Genomic DNA, 1021 nt, shown 5'->3' on the forward strand with positions numbered 1-1021 from the left:
AGACCTTGGCGAGTTCGGCGGGGCCGAGGTTGGTGTCCGTGGTGACGGCGGCGGCGTCCGCCCCCTGGGACGCGGAGAGCCGCTGGTTGATCACGGAGGAGTCGAGCCCGGACCGTACGTCGATCCTGTCGGGGTACGCCTTGCGCTCGGCGTCCGTCGCGGCGGACCAGTGCGGGTTGCGCTCCAGGACGAGCCGCTCCCCGTCGTCCTCGTTCGAGACGACCTTGTACGGCCCGGAGGAGACCGGGTGCTGCTCGTACTCGGTGCCGGTGTCCTTGGCCTTGGGGACGGGCGTGAACTGCGTCTGCGTGGCCAGGTACGGGAACTCGCCCTCGGGCTTGTTCAGATGGAAGACGATGGTCCGCTCGTCCGGCGTCTCGATCGCCGACAGACCCTTCTTGTCCTTGTACGGCCCCTGGTAGCCGGCGGCGCCGACCAGCCAGTCCCGCAGGTAGGGGGCGCCGCCCGAGAGCTCGGGGGCGAAGGAGCGCTCGATGCCGTACTTGACGTCGGCCGACGTGATCTCGGTGCCGTCCTCGTACTTCAGGCCCTCCTTGAGGGTGAAGGTCCAGACGGTGGCGTCCTTGTTGGGGCGCCCGGTGTCGGTGGCGAGGTCGGGGACGACCTGGGCCCCGGCCTCGCCGTTCTCGCGGTTGCGGGTGGTGAGGGCGCGGAAGACGAGCGAGGGGACGTTGCCGCCGCCGGAAGTGTAGAGGCGCGCGGGGTCGAAGTCCTGCTGCGGGTTGGAGTTCAGAACGGTCAGCGTGCCGCCCTTGTGGGGCGCGGAGTCGTTGCCGGCTGCCTTGGCATCGTTGTCCTCAGGCCCGCAGGCGGCGGCGCCCGCTGCCACGACCAGGCTGACGGATGCCGCTGCCACGCGGCGCGCTATGACGGACGGTTGACGCATCGGAGACGACCTCTCGGTTGATGAACGCGTGCCGGTCCCGCTTCGGATCTCGAAGCATGAGACGGAACGACACGGAGTGAGACGTGCTGGAACGGACGTCTGCCCCGGCGCCGG

1 protein-coding gene is annotated in these 1021 nt (G+C 69.8%); it reads right to left on the reverse strand.

All coding sequences use genetic code 11. The annotated features are described in order from the left end of the window. A partial coding sequence (locus ACFY5C_RS42085; protein WP_389455401.1) for an ABC transporter substrate-binding protein occupies positions 1-907 on the reverse strand: 907 nt, incomplete at its 3' end. Positions 908-1021: the final 114 nt, after the last annotated feature.

It is taken from the genome of Streptomyces sp. NPDC012935 (assembly GCF_042900345.1).
Lineage (GTDB): Bacteria > Actinomycetota > Actinomycetes > Streptomycetales > Streptomycetaceae > Streptomyces.